Origin of the sequence: Paenibacillus alba (genome assembly GCF_013204855.1) — a bacterium.
In the GTDB taxonomy this organism is placed as follows: domain Bacteria; phylum Bacillota; class Bacilli; order Paenibacillales; family NBRC-103111; genus Paenibacillus_E; species Paenibacillus_E alba.
Genome location: NZ_JABMKZ010000002.1, coordinates 624,422 through 640,844, shown reverse-complemented (window position 1 = coordinate 640,844; position 16,423 = coordinate 624,422). Strand labels below are relative to the sequence as shown.

Sequence of the window (16,423 nt, the reverse complement as noted above, 5' to 3'; positions counted from 1 at the left end):
TTCGTATGAAGCTTAGTGTGCTGGATCTTGTTCCGGTTATTCCTCCTGCTGAGCCGGCTTATGCCATAGAACAGTCTGTTAAGCTGGCTCAGCATGCCGAAAAGTGGGGATACACGCGTTATTGGGTCGCTGAACATCATGATATGCCTGGACTGGCTTGCACATCCCCTGAGGTGCTTCTCGCACATATCGGTGCGAGAACGCAGCGAATTCGCCTCGGCTCGGGCGCATTGCTGCTGCCTCATTATAAGCCGCTGAAGGTAGCTGAAGTTTTTCATATGCTGGCTACCTTGTATCCAGGACGAGTTGATCTGGGGATAGGCAGGGCACCCGGGGGTTCAGCCCAGGTGACGATTGCGCTAAGCGGTAACTTTTTGGAAAATGTCAGGCAGCTTCCGAATTCCTTGTCAGCTTTAATGGCTTTACTGAACGATCAGTTTGAATGTGAGGGCCAAGTCGTTCATGCAAGGCCATTGCCCTCTATACCGCCGGATGTATGGATGCTGGGCACGAATCGCAAAAGTGCGGACTTCGCCGCAGCCTACGGTACGGGTTATGTGTTTGGACAGTTTATGAGCGACAGCGATGCGCTGGAGATGGTAGCAGCTTATCGAAATAACTTCCAACCATCCCCGCAAGTTCAAGCGCCACGTGCCATGATAGCCATAGGCGTTATATGTGCGCCAACAGACGAGGAGGCTTTATCTCTAGCCTCCGAGGGTGTACCTTGGCAGCAATCGCAGCCTGATGTGACTCTGAGACAGAATGGGGAGGTGCCGCAATCGCTGGCTGTAGCGCGTGATGGACAAAAGATGCAATCTGCAGCAGGGCGCAAGTTGTTAGTTGGAACGGCTGAAACCGTTAAGCGTCAGCTAGTGGGCCTAGCTCAGCTGGCTCACATTGATGAATTTCTTGTTGTTACGCCAATTGCTGACTATGAGAAGCGGCTTCGCTCTTATGAGCTTTTGGGTTCGGTTTTGGTTTAGCGGTAGGTTCGTTTAGCCGTCCTTGTTTTTGAGGACGGTTTTTTGGCCCTAACTACATGCGCGGGGCGCTTTCGCTCGGGTTTGCCGCCCGTAAGGCTGATTTTCAGCCTTACAGCTGCGATTAGCTGCTCGGCGGCGGCGTTAGGGCTGTTTTTCGGCCCTAACTGCAAGCGCGGGGCGCTTTCGCTCGGGTTTGCCCGCCTGTAAGGCTGTTTTTCAGCCTTACAGTTGCGATTAGCTGCTCGGCAGCAACGTTAGGGCTGTTTTTCGGCCCTAACAACAAGCGAAGGGCGCTTTCGCTCGGGTTTGCCCGCCGGTAAGGCTGATTTTCAGCCTTACAGCTGCGATTAGCTGCTCGGCGGCGGCGTTAGGGCTGTTTTTCGGCCCTAACTGCAAGCGCGGGGCGTTTCGCTCGGGTTTGCCCGCCTGTAAGGCTGTTTTTCATCACTAAAATGCAAGCCCTCCGAGGATTAGCCTTCGGAGGGCTTTTCAACGTGGTGCTTGCAGCCAAGCCCCAAAAAAGCCTATTTCCCAGGCGATAAAAGGGGGAAAATCCATAATCAAACATATTGATTATCATCTGAGCTAGTGATTATTGAGGGCTGGGAGCACCTTGTTTTAAGGCGAAAAGTTAATAAATGTAAAAATGATTATTGCCGCACCTTGGATGAAATGGCTATATTCGTGGGGGAGGACGGACAATGGTCATGTTCTCGGCAAGGCGGAGAGAAAATCAGGAAAGGGAGTGGAGCAGACTCGTTTGGGTATCTTATGCATCGCAGCCATGCAATGAACAGATGTAATCCCATTATTAGGTGCAAGATTTCTTGCAACAATCGAAGGAGGAAAGCAATTGATGAAGAAGCTTAAACCAAGGCATGCTCTAGCTGCCGTTATAACGTCTACGCTTATTGCGGGAATGACGATCATTCCTTCCGTCTTTGCGGCTAATTTATTCAGTGATAATTTCGATGATGGGAATGCGAACGGTTGGACGACACAGAATGGCACATGGTCTGTTGTTCAGGATGGCGGTTCTTATGTGTATCGACAATCCAGTGCAAACGAAGGGCGCGCTTCAGCGGGGAATGCCGCTTGGACAGATTACGCGGTCGAGGCGAATGTAAAGATTGACAATTGGAACGGCGCCAATCGAGCCTACGTTGCAGGACGCTACCAAGACGGCAACAATTTCTATGCCGCTTCTTTGTACAATAGCAATGGAGGCAAGCTTGAGATTCGTAAAAAAGTAAGCGGTTCCACGACGACGCTGGCAACGTTGGATTATCCGCTTAGCACAGGGGTTTGGTACACGATTAAGCTGGATATCTCCGGTTCTACGATTCGAATGTATGTGAACGGAACTTTGCAGCTTACGGCTGCGGATACAAGTTTGAGCTCAGGTGCCGTCGGTTTAATCGCGTATAAAGCAGCAGCCAGCTTCGATCAAATTGTAGTTTCGGACAGCTCGGGATCGACAACGACACCGCTGCCAACAAGTTCGCCATCCCCATCGCCGTCAACTGCACCGAGCCCATCGCCATCCCCAACACCGCCGCCTACGGCTGGAGCTGTCTACGTAGCTCCGAGCGGAACAGACAGCAATGCTGGCACATTGGCCAGCCCAACAACGCTGACTTCAGCGCTGTCTCGGGTTGCACCGGGCGGGGTTATTTATATGCGGGGCGGTACTTATAGCTATAATAGTCAAATTACGATAGATCGCACCAATAACGGTGCAGCCAGCACGATGAAGCAAATTATGCCTTACAGCTCTGAAAAGCCGGTACTCGATTTCTCGTCCGAGCCCTATAATACGGCAGATGTATCGCTTAACGCGCGAGGTTTGCAAGTAAACGGAAGCTACTGGAGCATTAAGGGGCTGGAAATAAAAGGTGCTGCGGATAATGGCTTGTATCTGGCAGGCAACAATAATCGTCTGGAAAATCTAGACGTTCATCACAACCGAGACAGCGGAGTCCAGCTTGGCCGGTACGCGTCTTCAGCGCCGAACAGCGAGTGGCCGATGAACAATCAAATTATTAACACTTACTCTCATGATAATTTTGATCCGGATAATGGGGAAGATGCAGATGGCTTTGCAGCTAAGCTGACGGTTGGACCTGGAAATGTTTTTGATGGCTGCATAGCCGCCTATAATACAGACGATGGTTGGGATTTGTATACGAAATCGGAAACAGGGCCAATTGGGGCTATTACCATTAAAAATAGTGTATCCCATCATAACGGTCAGACTTCATCTGGGAACTCAACAAGCAACAGCGATGGCAACGGGTATAAATTAGGCGGTGAAAAGATTGCAGTCAATCACATTGTCCTGAATTCCATTGCTTACCAAAACAAAAAGCATGGTTTTACTTATAACAGCAATCCTGGCTCCATTACGTTGAAGAACAATACTTCGTTTAGCAATGGCCAAGGCAATTTTACCTTTGATGTAGGCACGCACCAATTTACGAATAATTTGTCCTACAAAGGCTCATCCAGTGACAAATCAAGCGGTACGGATGTGCAAAACTCCAATGTTTGGTGGAAAAACAATCAGAGTACGAATGGGAAAGGACTTTTGGCAAGTGATGTTGATTTTGTCAGCCTAGTGCCTACATTAACGCGTAATGCGGATGGGTCTCCGAACTTGGGCAGTTTTATGAAGCTGGCAGCAGGCAGTGACCTACTCGGAGCGGGTACTCCCAGCGGTACGGATATTGGTCGAATCGCACCCTAAATGAAGAAGGAGTTGGGAAATTCGCGCCATAGATACATCTACGAGCTGCTGATTTCTTAGAACAGTAAAAAGGCTGTACCCTTCGTAGAGCTTCTACAAAGATACAGCCTTTTTGTTATTGGAGATAAAACCTACCTCAAAAAAACGGTGGATCACATCTTTGACTTAAAATAGCCTTGATCTAGGTCTTCTCACACCTTGTACTTCATAGGGGGTGCGCGTCCAGTTACGCTTTGCGCTTCTTACGCAAATACCAGACCAACATGGAGATCATATCACGGATTGAAGCGGTTTGGTGAAAAGCAAGTGTCGTTGTCATAAGCAAGAAACCTCCCTAACCCTAAAGAATGGTACACATAATTAGGTATACGTAAGAAAGGTGTCGTTGGTTTTATTTTTTTTTGTATTTTTTTATCACTGTTTTTTAAACAAACACCTCTACTTTCTGGATTAAACTTTAGGCTGGAAAGTTGGATAATAAACATGTAAGCGTTATCCAAAATCGATCGGCTCACTCAGGGGAGGATTAGAGATGAAAAAAGTATTTACTTTAGCGTTGTCACTATCCATGATGTTTACGGCAGTAGCATGCTCTTCAAGCAAGACAACTCCAACGCCTGCGGCAAGCAGCGAACCAACCAAGGCAGCCACAGCGACAGCGACGGCAGCACCAAGCACAGACCCGGTTAAGCTTCGTGTCGCCTGGTGGGGAGGTCAAGCGCGTCACGATTACACGTTGAAAGTAATTGAGATGTACGAGAAGGCGCATCCGAATGTCAAAATTGAAGCGGAATACGCGCCATTTGATGACTATTGGAAAAAGCTGGCTCCACAAGCATCGGCGAACCAATTGCCAGACGTTATCCAAATGGATATTTCTTACCTCACCCAATATGGCGGCAAAAATCAGCTGGCTGATCTCTCTGCTTACACGAAAAATGGCTTGATTGATGTATCCTCCATCAGCCCGAACGCGGTTTCCGGCGGTGAAGTCGGCGGCAAACTGGTTGCAATGAACTTAGGCGTCAACGCACTGGCTACAACACTTGATGTGAATACGTTCAAAAGTCTCGGCATCGACGTTCCAGGGAAAGATTGGACATGGGACGATTATGATGCGATTGCGGCGAAAGCGAAAGCAAAAGGCAAGCAAATCGGCGGTTTCGCTCTTCATCATGAAGTCTTCTTCCCGTACTACCTGCGTACCATCGATCAAAAAATGTACAATGCAGACGGAAGCGCTCTTGGTTTCAATGATGATAAGCCATTCATCGATTACTTCAAGCGCTACCAAAAATGGTACGATTCAGGAAGCATCCTTTCCCTCGACAAAGAGTCGCAAAAGAAAGGTGTAGCGGAAGAAGATGAAATCTTACTGGGCAATGCGATTACAGGCAATGGCTGGTCCAACCAATTCTTGGCTGTCGCTAACTTGGTCAAAGACCGTCCGCTTGAACTGGCGCCGCTGCCAGGCCGCAATGGAAATAAAGGTCTCTTTTTGAAACCAAGCATGTATTTCTCCATCGCAAACAGCTCGAAGCAGAAAGAAGAAGCAGCGAAATTTATCAACTTCTTCGTGAACGATATTGAAGCGAATAAATTGATTAAAGGCGACCGCGGTGTACCGGTTTCCTCCAAAGTAAAAGATGCCCTGAAGCCGTTGTTGTCGCCAAACGAAGTGAAAATCTTTGATTACGTCGCATGGGCTGAGCAAAACAGCAGCCAAATGGATCCTCCGAATCCGGTTGGCTCCATCGAAGTGGAGAAATTGCTGAAATCGGCCAGCGAGCAAATTCTGTACAAAAAAACAAGCGTGGAAGAAGCGGCAGCCAAATTCCGCAAGGATGCGAATGCCATTTTAGAAAAAAATAAGAAATAAATAAGTCGATGGAATAGAAAGATCGAGGAGACTTCGTACATGGAGCTGCTCGGTCTTTTTTTTGTTATTTTCAGCTTGACAGGTTAAACGTTTCAAATTAAGCTAATAGAGTATGTTAAACGTTTAACAAAACGGAGTTGAACCAAGGATGAGCAAGCCCAAACAAGTCACAATTGTAGAAGTGGCAGAAGCAGCTGGTGTATCGATTGCCACCGTCTCCAATGTGCTGAATCGAGGTGGTATTCGATCGTCCAAAGAGACGATTCGCAAAGTCGAATTGGCAGCTGAGCAGCTAGGATATCGGCGAAATACGATGGCGGCGGGATTAAGCCGTAACAAAACATTTGAGATTGGACTTATTGTTCCCGGTTTGACGAGTTATTACGGTCAGCTGGCTGAGCATTTGCAAATTGAAGCACACAATGCGGGCTATCACTTGTCAGTTTTTTCATCAGGAGGATTCGATCCCGATATTGAACGCCGAAATTTGGAAGTGCTGCTGCAGCGCAGAGTAGATGGATTGATCTGCCATGGCTTGGCAATGGGCTTTGAATCTACACGATCTATTGTAAACAGTGGAACACCACTAGTTCTCATCAACGGTTGGGATTGGCCGGAGGACATCTCTATTGGTTCCGTGAACTTAGGATTCGCCGAGGCATGCAGACAATCTTGTCAAGTGCTGGTGGATCGCGGGTGCACCGTGCTCTGTTATGTGGGCAGCAAGAGCTCCAAAGTCATTGATGAACAGCGGCGCATGGGCTTCATGGCGGGAGCTTCGCAATATGGCAGCCAGCTTGTTCATGAAATTGTGGACTACAGAGAACTGGATATGGAAGCTTATTTACAAGATTTGCTGCAGCGTCATAGCGCCCCTGTAGGCATTGTTGCTTTCGACGATCATGTCGCATTGAAACTGCTGACAGCAGCGAATAAATTGCAGCTCAATTTCCCAAAACAGCTTCAACTCATTGGCATTAATAACGATTATATCGCGATAAACAGCTTTCCTGGTATTTCAAGCTGGGATATTCCCTATAGCTATCAAGCCAAAATGGCCATAAATAAACTGCTTAATAAGCTAACTAATCAGCCCGAAACAGATGAAATTCGAGAGATCGAGGTTCCGTTGGTGTTCATTGAACGAGAAACAACTAAAATTTAGAGACGGAGTGATTTTAACATGTGGAAGCAAGCCATTGAAGATGCATTAGCGAAGACAAAAACGAATATTGAGCGTTTTGGGGATTTGTTCCCTCACGTTAGTGAGAATGATGTGTACCACCTGAATCCTAACAATGATTGGACAGATGGCTTTTGGTCCGGTATTTTGTGGCTTGGCTATCAATACAGCGGCGATGAAGCGTTCCGCCAAGCGGCAGTGAAAACGGTTGCGAGTTTCAAAGAAAGAATTGAAAAGAATGTAGCGCTGGATCACCACGATATTGGCTTCTTATACTCATTATCTTCCAAAGCGCAGTGGATTATTGAGAAGGACGAATCCGCCAAACAATTGACACTGCAAGCAGCAGATGTGCTTATGAAGCGCTGGAGACCAAAAGGCCAGTACATTCAAGCATGGGGCCCTGAAGGCAACGAGGAAAACGGTGGCCGTATTATTATCGACTGTATGCTGAACTTGCCGCTGCTTTATTGGGCTTATGAACAAACGGGCGATGCAAAATATAAAGAAGTGGCCGTCATTCATGCTGATTTAAGCCGTCGTTATTTAGTTCGCGGTGATGATTCCTCGTATCATACGTTCTATTTTGATCAAGAAACGGGTGAGCCATTACGCGGCGGTACACATCAAGGCTACCAAGACGGCTCCACTTGGACTCGTGGTCAAGCTTGGGGAATTTATGGCTTTGCCCTTTCATATCACTACACCAAAAATCCACTTTACCTGGAAACTGCGAAACGCCTTGCTCGTTATTTCTTCGACCGCTTGCCGGAAGATGACGTGGTATATTGGGATTTCAATGCACCGGTGAATGCGGAGACGAAACGCGATAGCTCGGCGTCGGCCATTGCTTCAGCAGGGGCTTTGGAAATTCTTGAGCATCTAGCGGCAGACGATCCGGATCGCGCGTATTTGCAAAATGCGATTCAACGCTCCATGACAGGGTTAGTCAAATCGTATGCGACAATTGGCAAGCCTGATGCGCAGGGCTTCATTGAACGGGGCTCCTATAGTGTTCGCGGCGGGAATGCGCCGGATGATTATATGATCTGGGGCGATTATTACTACTTGGAAGCGTTGGTTCGTTTGGACAAAGGGATCAAAGGATACTGGTATGAATAAAAGCTTTGCGAACAGCGAAGAACGTAGCTATTGGTTACAAACGATGCTGCGGATCGCCGATCCGGTGTTGAACGCTTTGGCAGCCAAAAAACTGCGGGCAACGATGCCTGTTGATAATAAAAAACAAGAGCAGCTCCAGTATTCGCATCTTGAGGCTTTCGCTCGCACCTTGGTCGGTCTCTCTCCTTGGTTGGAGACCCCGGCGCTTGATGCCGAAGAAGAGAAGCTGCGTCTTCACTATGGCGAGCTTGCGCGGACAGCGCTTGATGCAGGAACGGATCCGGAATCGCCGGATTTTCTGAATTTCAGTCAAGGGTTCCAGCCCATTGTGGATACGGCGTTTCTGGCTAATGCGATTCTAAGAGCTCCGAATGCGTTATGGCATCAGCTGGACAGCCGTGTCAAAAGCAATCTGGCCCAAGCGATGAAGGCGACACGAACGCGCAAGCCGGGTTTCAGTAATTGGCTGTTGTTTGCGGCAATGACCGAAACGGCGCTGAGGTACATGGGCGAGGATTGGGACCCGATGCGCATAGATTATGCGCTGAAACAACACGAGCAGTGGTATCTTGGCGATGGGATGTACGGGGACGGTCCGCACTACCACGCAGATTATTACAACAGCTTCGTCATTCAACCTATGCTGGTTGAAATTCTTGATCAGGTGAGTGACCATTACGAGGATTGGGCAAGCATGCGCAAGCCTGTCATTACAAGAGCCCAACGCTTTGCAGCTGTACAAGAACGATCGATTTCCCCCGAGGGAACGTTTCCGGTGATTGGCCGTTCCCTTGCCTACCGATTCGGGGCGTTTCAATCGCTTGCCCAGACGGCACTGCGCGGCGAACTGCCGCCCGAAGTTGTGCCAGCCCAAGTCCGAGGCGCGCTTGGAGCTGTCATCCGCAGATTAATTGAAGCACCTGGCACCTTCGACGAAGCCGGCTGGCTTACGATCGGTCTATGCGGACACCAGCCTGAGCTTGGAGAAACCTACATTTCTACTGGCAGTTTATACTTATGCTCCGCGGTTTTCCTGCCTTTAGGCTTATCGGCTGAGGATGCATTTTGGCAGGGGGCTGATACCCCCTGGACATCCCAGAAGGTGTGGTCAGGCCACACCGTCGCCATTGATAAAGCGTTATAGCGGCTGCTTACATCCATGCGTTCTGTTTCCTAGTGAAACAGGCGCTTTTTTCATGTAAACTGGAAGGGGGGATTGCAGCCCTATGGTGAACAAATTCATCCACATATAATCTTTGTGGGCGATTGTGGATAACTTTAGATGAGCGGGTAGAAAGCGGAGTGACTCTTTTGAATCAAGACTATCAATTAACGGTACAGGAAGTACTGGCTCGTCCTACTTTCCAGCATGCGTATCTCGCAGCGGGCAAAGAGGGGTTGCAGCGGCTTGTTCGCTGGGTCCATATTATCGAGGTGATCCATTTCGAACAATTGCTGCAAGGCGGCGAGCTGATTCTGACGACAGGTGCTGCTTTCAAAAATGATACCGCAGCTTTCATGACTTATTTGGATCAGCTGATACATAATCAGGTCTCCTGCCTATGTATTGAGATGGGGCACAATGTCAGCACCATTCCGCAAGAGTGGCTGAGCGCAGCAGAAGCCTGTCAACTTCCGCTTATTATATTTCCGCAAAGTGTACGATTCATCGACATTACGCAGGATATCCATGCGCATATGATTAACCAGCACCATAAAGCTTTGCAGGATTTGGAAAAAATATCACGTGAATTTCACCGTATGACCCTTACTTCACAAGGAGTTACTCACGTGCTTGGCTTGCTTCAAAGCAGTACCAAAGCTCAAGTGATCTATGTGCCGCAGGACGGGCAGCCGAAGTTTATTCCTCCGGTATCTAGCCGGGAATCGGGGCATTGGCTGAGTTGTCTAGCAGGCAAACTGGTTGAAACCTCCGATCATGGCCAGGCAGCCGTTCCTTCGGTAGAGGAAATAGACGGGCAAACCGTTATCGTGCAGCCAGTTGGGGCGATGGGGAAAACATGGGCGCATCTCATCCTAATCCTTAGCCGAAAGCCGCAGGAATATGAGTACTTGATTATGGACTCCGCCTCGTTGTCTATCGCTCAGGATTTGCTGCGCAAGCGCTATATGGAAGAGCGCAAATTATATTCACAAACTTTGTGGGTGGACGACCTGCTGCATCTCCGAATTCGAGACGAAGAGCAGATCAAAGTCTTGATTGGCAACGAATTTAAGCAGCTGAATGAGCTGCCTTATCATGTTATTCTTATTGAATTTGAACAGGAACAAGAGAATCATAGCTTGCAGGACGAGGGTACGGAGTCAATAGGCATTCATCTATCGCTTTCGGTTCGCTCTGTTTTTGAACAACATTCGTTCCATCCCTTGATTACTTTGAAAAATAACAAGCTCGTCGTTGTAGCTTTCGATAAAGCACCCAAACGGCCTTCCAAAGAGAGGCTGCAGCAAATATTTCAGTCGCTGCTGGCTATGAAGGCTGAGGAACAAATGAAGCTAACCATCGGAATCGGTCAGCGTAATCTCAGCTTTATGCAAGCTCATATTAGCTATCAGGAAGCCCTTCAAGCCATTTCACTGGCGCCAACGCTGCAGGGAAATGTGATGTTTTTCGATGAGCTTGGCGTGTTTCAATTGCTGCTGCATATTGCCGACAAGCAGATTTTGCAAGCTTTTGTACGTACCTATTTGGGGCCGATCATCGACCATGATCAGACCAAAGGAAGTGAGCTGCTGCGCACCCTGAAGGTGTATTTGGACAATGACGGGTCGAAGCAAATAGCAGCTCAGCAGCTTTTTATCGTGAGGCAATCGCTCTATTATCGTTTGGAAAAAATAGAAGAATTGCTGGGCGCCGACTACATGCTTCCCGAGAAACGCTTAGCCTTGCAGGTAGCAATTCGCGCCTATCAGTTAACCAATCCGGTACGGAAATTGTGAAAAGAAATCGCTTAGATTTTTGACAATTTGTCTAATGGAACGAAGGGGGATCCGTTTTATACTTGGAAACGACAAGTAGAGACAGATCCCCAAGTAAGGGGATCATGAAGAAAGGTAGATGCCCTATGATCATCGGAGTCCCCAAAGAAATTAAAAATAATGAGTTTCGTGTGGGCATGACACCTAGTTCCGTACATTCTTACAAAAAAGCAGGGCATGAGGTTCTCGTAGAAACCTTGGCAGGTCTCAGCATCGGTTTTACAGATGAAGCTTATGCTGAAGCAGGAGCAACGATTGTAGCTACAGCAGCCGAAGTATGGGCAGCAGAAATGGTCGTTAAAGTGAAAGAACCTCTTCCTGAGGAATATGGCTTTTTCCATGAAGGATTAATTCTCTACACGTATTTACACTTAGCGCCAGAGGCAGAATTAACGCATGCCTTGGCTGAAAATAAAGTAACCGCTATTGCTTACGAAACCATTCAACTCGACAATGGCAGTCTTCCCTTATTAACACCGATGAGTGAAGTAGCAGGCCGCATGTCCGTGCAAATCGGCGCACACTTTCTAGAGAAAGCGCATGGCGGCAAAGGCATTCTCCTAAGCGGCGTGCCTGGTGTTGAGCCAGGGAAAGTCGCCATAATCGGCGGCGGAATTGTTGGCGCCAATGCAGCCAAAATGGCAATAGGACTCGGTGCTGACGTTTCGATCGTGGATTTGAACGCAGATCGGCTTCGTCAACTGGATGATCAATTCCAAGGTCGTGTGAAAACGATCATGTCCAATCCCTATAACATCGCTGAGGTTGTGCGGCATGCGGATTTGGTGGTTGGCGCTGTTTTGATTCCGGGAGCTCGCGCTCCGCGTCTTGTGACGGAAGATATGGTGAAAAAGATGAGCCCAGGCAGCGTCATCGTTGACGTGGCGATTGATCAAGGCGGCTCCATTGAGACGATTGACCGCATTACCACGCATGATGAGCCAACCTATGTGAAGCATGGGGTCATCCATTACGCGGTGGCGAACATGCCTGGCGCCGTAGCTCGCACTTCGACATTGGCGCTAACGAATGTTACGACAACGTATGGCTTGCAGATCGCGAGCAAAGGTTACGATCGCGCAGCTTTGGACAACAAAGCCATTGCCAAAGGCATCAATGTGGTGTCCGGGTACGTGACCTACCAAGCGGTCGCCGAGGCGCATGGTTACACGTATACAGATATTTACTCGATACTTAAGTAAATAAGTGAGTTAATTAGACTTTCGCACAGATGCGAAAGTCTTTTTGGCAGTTGGCGGTTTCGTAAAAGCAACCCCGCAACCCTAGATTAAGGCAGCTGAGCCCGCCGAAAAAGCAGTCTCAGTGGCAAAAAGTAGCCAAGAAGCCGCTGAGCATGCCGAAAAGGCCGTCTCGTGAAAGCAAGCAGCCCTAACCCCCGAAAAGCAAGCTGAGCCCGCCAACTGCCCAAATTTTGTAGTAAGCCAACTTTTTCAGACGGAACGGTGGTAAGTTATTTTAGGCGAAAGTGAGCTAGCCGTGATCGTAGAAGAACTGGAGAGCGCTAATTTGTTGAGAGAACGTGTTTAAGGTGGTAGTGGTCAATTTATGAGAATTCGTATTCAGCTTGATCATTTATGGGTAAATCAGGGAAGGATAGTCGATGACGGTTGTTTACGTAAGGAGAATTAGAAGTGGAACATACAATTAAATGGCCGAATATTGCCGCTATTATTGGCGGTTCTGCAATTATTGCGTTTGGCATGAATTATTTTAATTTGGCGAATGGCTTGGCGGAAGGAGGGATTACCGGATTAGCGCTGCTGCTTAAGTATGTGCTGGGCTGGAATCCCGCATGGATGAATTTATTGTTGAATATACCGCTTGTCTTGATCGGCTGGAAGCTGCTCGGGCGAATCAGTTTCATTTATACCGTTGTTGGAATGCTGGCCGTATCTATGTTTCTGTGGCTATTCGAGCGCTTCTCCTTGCCTCTGCCTGATCCGCTGTTAGCCTCTTTGTACGCCGGGGCCATTGTGGGGCTTGGGTTCGGCATTGTGTTCCGATTTGAAGGAATGACGGAAGGGACGGACATCATCGCGCGGCTTTTGTTGAAGCATTATGGAATCGGGATCGCGAAGACCATTTTTGCGATTGATTGCATTGTCCTACTGCTGTCCTTAATTTATTTGGACCTCACTCGAGCTATGTATACGTTAGTTGCGATTGTTGTTGGTGCAAAAGTGATTGATTTTGTGCTGGAAGGTGCTTCTGGCGCGCGAGCGGCGTTCATCGTAACGGCTAAACCTATTCAGATTGGCAATGAGATCATGACAGAATTACAGCGTGGAATCACATTTTTGGAAGGAAGAGGCGGCTATACGGGCAAGCATAGCGAAGTGATCTACTGTATCGTAAGCCGCAAAGAGATTATTAAGCTCAAAAAGCTGGTCCACCGCGTAGATCCTGCCGCTTTCGTCAGCTTCAGCGATGTCCGCGAAGTGGTGGGCAATGGCTTCGCTAAGCATGACCAATAAACTTTCGGCGGAAGTTCATCGGTGAAATACCTTCTTTGCTGGAGAAGCAGAAGGAGAAGTATGAGCCATGCTGGAAGCCGACTTCTTCTGCGATGCGAGCCATTGGCCATTTGGTTTGGAGGAGCAGCTTCTTGGCCTGTTCGATCCGGTATTGAAATAAGTAGTCCATCGGCGTAACGCCATATACTTTGAGCATGCATTTGGCCAAATAATTAGGATGATAGTTCAATTCCTGCTGCAAAAGGGTATTCGTCAGCTTCTGTGTGTAATTCTGGCGAAGGAACAGCTCGACTTTCTCCGCTAGATGGAAGGCGGTCACATCAGAGGTCGCCGCGAGGTCGCGATCAACCAATTGCATGAATTGCTGGAAGACGCCTTGCCGTTTCCAATTTCGCAGTGAACGAGGTTCTTCATCCAGTTGAAAGAACTGCTCCAATATGTCGAGTGCTTTCTGCGACAGCTTCATAAATTTGGGGATAAATACGGAGCATACCTCGCTATGATTTAAATAAGCCATTTGCTTGTGATTGGCAATTAATGTTTGTTGATTGTCCAGGCATTCACTCATGCTGCCGCACTCATCCCACGCGCCAAACGTTTGGAAATGAATCCAAATAATCTCCGTTTCGCTTGTACAAGGAATGGTTCCATAATGGTTCGCATCCGGTCTTAAGATGAAAGCTTCGCCTTCCTGAATCGTCCACTGTGTCGTTCCTTCACCCAAGTGCAAGGTTCCTTTTGTCACGACCATTAAATCAAATACACCGATCTGGTTTCGGCTTACATGCTGCTCGCCTTCCTGGTATTGGAAACGGCCGCAGTCGATGAAATAAGGAACAGGAGGGGAGATAAAGTGTAAAATTGGTGAGCTCATTCTCGCAATTCACTCCTTCGAAAAGGTTGATATTTTTAAAAATGTGGTTGGAATACACTATATAAATACTATGGTACACCATGTAGTATATTAATTAAAGCGCTTACAAAAAAGATCATATCTATAAAATAAAGGGGACCCTTACATGGCGAATTTATCAATCTCCAGACCACTTCCACTAAGGAATGTACATATCACAGATGACTTCTGGTCTGCTTATATTCGATTGGTTCGGAATGTTGTCGTTCCTTATCAGTGGGAAGCGTTAAACGATCAAATCGAAGGTGCTGAACCAAGTCATGCTATGAAAAATTTTAAAATTTCTGCCGGCTTGGAGCAAGGTGAATTTTATGGCATGGTGTTTCAGGACAGTGATGTAGCGAAGTGGCTGGAAGCCGTCAGCTACTTGCTGGAAACGGGCAACGATCCTGAATTGGAGCAGTTGGCTGACGAAGTGATTGCAATTATTGCGAAGGCCCAGCATGCGGATGGGTATCTGAATACGTATTTCACATTGAAGGAACCTAACGGCAGATGGACGAATTTGGCTGAATGTCATGAGCTGTATTGTGCAGGGCACTTGATTGAAGCAGCGGTTGCTTATTATCGAGCTACTGGGAAGCGTTTGATTTTGGATGTAGCATGCAAATTGGCCGATTGTATTGACCAGGTGTTTGGTCCTGGAGATGCACAAATTCACGGATATGACGGTCATCAAGAGATCGAGCTTGCGCTGGTGAAGCTGTACCAAACGACAACGAATGAGCGTTATCTGCGATTAAGTCAGTATTTTCTGGATGAGCGTGGCAAGGAGCCTCGATTCTTCGAAGAGGAGTTCCACCGACGAAACGGGCAAATGCATTTTCCCAGCTTGGATATGGTGTTCGATTACACCTACAATCAATCCCATTTGCCGGTTAGGCAGCAGCATACAGCTGAAGGGCATGCAGTTAGAGTTGTGTATATGTGCTCCGGGATGGCGGATGTTGCAGCGGAAAGCGGCGATTTGGAGCTTCTTGAAGCGTGTCGAAAGCTGTGGACGAACATTGTCAGCAAACGAATGTATATCACAGGGGCCATTGGCTCTATGGCACATGGTGAAGCTTTTACACTGGATTATGATTTGCCAAATGATACGGCCTATGCGGAAACCTGCGCTTCCATCGGATTAATTTTCTTTGCTCAGCGCATGCTGCAAATCGAGGCCAAAAGCGAATACGCCGATATGATGGAACGGGCGCTCTACAATACCGTACTCAGCGGCATGTCTCAGGACGGCAAACGTTTCTTTTATGTCAATCCACTGGAAGTATGGCCGGATGCCATTCACAAGAATCATCAATTGAGCCATGTGAAGCCGATTAGACAAGGATGGTTTGGCTGCGCTTGCTGTCCGCCGAATATCGCTAGATTGCTGGCGTCACTAGGTCAATACATTTACACCTGCCAAGGAGACATCGTGTATGCCAACCTTTATATAGGCAGCGAAATGACATTGGATGTCATAGGACAGTCGATCAAAATTCATCAGCATTCCGAGCTTCCTTGGAAGGGCGACGTTCGCTTTACCATTGAAGTAAGCGCCAAAACGTCTTTTACACTGGCCTTGCGCATTCCAAACTGGTGCACAGAGCCATCATTGACGGTACAAGGCTCTTCCGTGCAGCTAGGTGAAAATGTGCGTGACGGCTACGTTTATCTCTCGAGGGAATGGAATGACCAGGATGAGGTTGAGTGGGTGCTGCCGATGGAGGTGAGGCGAATGAAAGGCCATCCCCAAGTGCGTGATACCTTCGGTAAGGTAGCCTTGCAATGTGGACCTTTGATTTATTGCATGGAGGAAGCCGATAACGGAGCGGGTTTGCATCAAATTGTGCTGGAAGATGAGGAGGAACCCCAGAAGCATTTTGACCAAGCTTTGTTGGGAGGGATTCAGACGCTTTCTGTTGCCGCCAAACGCATTCGTTCTGAGGATTTGGGACACAAGTGGGGCGAGCAATTATATATCGCGAACATCCCGCATGAATGGGAACCGATGACAGCTCAGTTCATTCCCTATTACGCTTGGGCCAATCGAGGGCAAGGAGAAATGTCGGTTTGGATCAAGGAGAAATAAAAATGGCTTTAACCTGCGAAGG

11 protein-coding genes are annotated in these 16,423 nt (G+C 47.9%); 10 read left to right on the top strand and 1 reads right to left on the bottom strand.

Features of this window, described 5'->3' with window-relative positions:
- Positions 1 to 5 precede the first annotated feature (5 nt).
- From HQN90_RS03135 to HQN90_RS03095, 9 genes are all read left to right on the top strand, one after another.
- The gene (locus tag HQN90_RS03135) at positions 6 to 986 is read left to right on the top strand and encodes an LLM class flavin-dependent oxidoreductase (protein WP_173216283.1); all 981 of its coding nucleotides are present in this window, start codon (positions 6 to 8) and stop codon (positions 984 to 986) included.
- 856 nt (positions 987 to 1,842) lie between these two features.
- The gene (locus HQN90_RS03130; protein ID WP_173216281.1) at positions 1,843 to 3,732 is read left to right on the top strand and encodes a right-handed parallel beta-helix repeat-containing protein; all 1,890 of its coding nucleotides are present in this window, start codon (positions 1,843 to 1,845) and stop codon (positions 3,730 to 3,732) included.
- Between the two features lie 532 nt (positions 3,733 to 4,264).
- Positions 4,265 to 5,611, top strand: a complete 1,347-nt coding sequence (locus HQN90_RS03125; protein WP_173216279.1) for an ABC transporter substrate-binding protein — start codon at positions 4,265 to 4,267, stop codon at positions 5,609 to 5,611.
- Between the two features lie 148 nt (positions 5,612 to 5,759).
- Positions 5,760 to 6,776, top strand: a complete 1,017-nt coding sequence (locus tag HQN90_RS03120; RefSeq protein WP_173216277.1) for a LacI family DNA-binding transcriptional regulator — start codon at positions 5,760 to 5,762, stop codon at positions 6,774 to 6,776.
- 18 nt (positions 6,777 to 6,794) lie between these two features.
- On the top strand, positions 6,795 to 7,916 hold the full coding sequence (locus HQN90_RS03115) for a glycoside hydrolase family 88 protein (RefSeq protein ID WP_173216275.1): 1,122 nt from the start codon (positions 6,795 to 6,797) through the stop codon (positions 7,914 to 7,916).
- On the top strand, positions 7,909 to 9,060 hold the full coding sequence (locus HQN90_RS03110; protein ID WP_173216273.1) for a DUF2264 domain-containing protein: 1,152 nt from the start codon (positions 7,909 to 7,911) through the stop codon (positions 9,058 to 9,060). The genes HQN90_RS03115 and HQN90_RS03110 overlap by 8 nt, the downstream gene beginning before the upstream one ends.
- A gap of 167 nt (positions 9,061 to 9,227) precedes the next feature.
- Positions 9,228 to 10,877 (top strand): PucR family transcriptional regulator, encoded by a 1,650-nt coding sequence (locus tag HQN90_RS03105; protein WP_173216270.1) that lies wholly within the window; start codon positions 9,228 to 9,230, stop codon positions 10,875 to 10,877.
- Between the two features lie 125 nt (positions 10,878 to 11,002).
- Positions 11,003 to 12,118 (top strand): alanine dehydrogenase, encoded by a 1,116-nt coding sequence (gene ald / locus HQN90_RS03100; RefSeq protein WP_173216268.1) that lies wholly within the window; start codon positions 11,003 to 11,005, stop codon positions 12,116 to 12,118.
- A gap of 450 nt (positions 12,119 to 12,568) precedes the next feature.
- Positions 12,569 to 13,411, top strand: coding sequence for a YitT family protein (locus HQN90_RS03095; protein WP_173216266.1), 843 nt, complete (start codon positions 12,569 to 12,571; stop codon positions 13,409 to 13,411).
- Here the strand turns inward: HQN90_RS03095 and HQN90_RS03090 are convergent.
- Entirely contained in the window at positions 13,395 to 14,285 is an 891-nt protein-coding gene (locus HQN90_RS03090) for an AraC family transcriptional regulator (RefSeq protein WP_173216264.1), read from the bottom strand. The genes HQN90_RS03095 and HQN90_RS03090 overlap by 17 nt on opposite strands.
- 145 nt (positions 14,286 to 14,430) lie before the next feature.
- Here HQN90_RS03090 and HQN90_RS03085 point away from each other — a divergent pair, with 145 nt between their 5' ends.
- Positions 14,431 to 16,401 (top strand): glycoside hydrolase family 127 protein, encoded by a 1,971-nt coding sequence (locus tag HQN90_RS03085; protein WP_173216262.1) that lies wholly within the window; start codon positions 14,431 to 14,433, stop codon positions 16,399 to 16,401.
- Positions 16,402 to 16,423 lie beyond the last annotated feature (22 nt).

Bases quoted from the DNA above. Each gene is read 5' to 3' on its own strand.
- HQN90_RS03135 (WP_173216283.1), top strand. From the start codon at position 6: ATGAAGCTTAGTGTGCTGGATCTTGTTCCGGTTATTCCTCCTGCTGAG.
- HQN90_RS03130 (WP_173216281.1), top strand. From the start codon at position 1,843: ATGAAGAAGCTTAAACCAAGGCATGCTCTAGCTGCCGTTATAACGTCT.
- HQN90_RS03125 (WP_173216279.1), top strand. From the start codon at position 4,265: ATGAAAAAAGTATTTACTTTAGCGTTGTCACTATCCATGATGTTTACG.
- HQN90_RS03120 (WP_173216277.1), top strand. From the start codon at position 5,760: ATGAGCAAGCCCAAACAAGTCACAATTGTAGAAGTGGCAGAAGCAGCT.
- HQN90_RS03115 (WP_173216275.1), top strand. From the start codon at position 6,795: ATGTGGAAGCAAGCCATTGAAGATGCATTAGCGAAGACAAAAACGAAT.
- HQN90_RS03110 (WP_173216273.1), top strand. From the start codon at position 7,909: ATGAATAAAAGCTTTGCGAACAGCGAAGAACGTAGCTATTGGTTACAA.
- ald (WP_173216268.1), top strand. From the start codon at position 11,003: ATGATCATCGGAGTCCCCAAAGAAATTAAAAATAATGAGTTTCGTGTG.
- HQN90_RS03090 (WP_173216264.1), bottom strand. From the start codon at position 14,285: ATGAGCTCACCAATTTTACACTTTATCTCCCCTCCTGTTCCTTATTTC.
- HQN90_RS03085 (WP_173216262.1), top strand. From the start codon at position 14,431: ATGGCGAATTTATCAATCTCCAGACCACTTCCACTAAGGAATGTACAT.